The sequence below is a fragment of the Desulfofundulus australicus DSM 11792 genome, from assembly GCF_900129285.1.
GTDB lineage: Bacteria > Bacillota > Desulfotomaculia > Desulfotomaculales > Desulfovirgulaceae > Desulfofundulus > Desulfofundulus australicus.
Map to the genome: position 1 here is coordinate 1 of NZ_FQUW01000075.1, position 1341 is coordinate 1341.

At 49.2% G+C, this 1341-nt stretch carries 2 protein-coding genes; both read left to right on the top strand.

Going from position 1 to position 1341, the window contains the following annotated elements; all coding sequences use genetic code 11:
* Positions 1-83: 83 nt before the first annotated feature.
* Positions 84-350, top strand: coding sequence for a hypothetical protein (locus BUB44_RS14875; protein ID WP_073167782.1), 267 nt, complete (start codon positions 84-86; stop codon positions 348-350).
* Positions 347-670, top strand: coding sequence for a hypothetical protein (locus tag BUB44_RS14880; RefSeq protein WP_073167784.1), 324 nt, complete (start codon positions 347-349; stop codon positions 668-670). The genes BUB44_RS14875 and BUB44_RS14880 overlap by 4 nt, the downstream gene beginning before the upstream one ends.
* Positions 671-1341: the final 671 nt, after the last annotated feature.

A 1341-nucleotide genomic window follows, 5' to 3' on the forward strand; every position in this document is an offset into this window, starting at 1 on the left:
TCATAACTGTAAACAAAAGCCATACCGGGAATAAGGCGGTCTATGGCGAAGATGAAAGTAACTTTGGGCGGGACTTTTGAAGTTTGCTTCCCTCCTTTCGGTTTGCTACCATAGGGAAAAACCGGGAAGGGGGTGGGCATATTAAAGCGGTTCTGTGTAAGAAGGTCGTCAGTTACAAGCTGGTCACCAGAGGAAGAGGGGTTATCGGTGTTGACCCCAAATCCCGCCAGGTCGAGTACCTGCCGGCGGACGAAGAAAGCAGGAAGTGTTTTGACCAGGTGGCCAGGTGTCTTTGCGATGGGTTTGTTGATTACCTAAAGAAGGCAGAAGGGGGTTTTCAGGCAAAATGACTGATGCAGAACTTATCCGTTTCCTTGAGGATTTGAGCGGCATGGCTCGCACATTACACGGGTATCATAGTCCCCTGCAACATGAAAGACAGCGCAGGAAACTATTGAAAGAAAACAAGCCCCTTAGCTATAAAAGGTGGGGTGATGACAGCATGTTTCGGCTTAGACTTTTGAATTTGATACCTCACGATGTTTTGCTCAGGTTAGCCGATGAAATTGATGTTTTTGTAAAGACGTATAAAGAACAGCGGGCTAAAGAGCAACAAGCTATCATCAACGAAGCGTACTCAGAAGAGAAGGGGATTGTTCTCCTGCACTGAACAAAAAGAGGGTTTGCCGGGCGCTTCCGCCCGGCTTTCCGTCTTTTATTGGGGCTTTGTTTCCCCTTTACCGGCAGGGGCACCGCCATTACCCGGACTTGCCTTCAGCCCACGGTAAAGCTCTACCGGGCAAACCGGGCACTTTACAATTGCTTCCGCTCCGCACTTCAGCCCTTCGAGCACTGATTCAGCATGGGGGCAGAGGTCTCTCGGGTCAGCCTGGTCAGCCATGATTTATCACCTCCCTTCTTTCCTACTCGCTCCCAACGACCAAATCTGGCGTAGTTTTCGTCACCCCACTCCCGACAAAACTCTTCATGAAAGTAGCAAAGGCCCAGTAGTTCAGCCTCAAGGTGGCGAGCTCTATACATTCTAAGGCTGAGGTCAGTGTTAATCCCATGTTTCTGCGCCGCTTTAATAGCTTCCTCCCATTCCTCCTGCGTGATTCTCCTGTGGAGCGGGGGGTGGGCGTAGGCGATATTGAACGGCCAATACTCGCTTGTAATCGAGACGGTGATTCTCGGCGAGAGGTTGGCTAAAAATTTCATACACTCCTCGGTCCCAGCAAGGCCTTTCGTGTAGATTTTCAAATTGATTCGGGAAAAATCTTCAAATTAAATTGGGGCAACCAACTGGTGGAACAAAGGAAATTCTCATTTTAAACCGGTAAT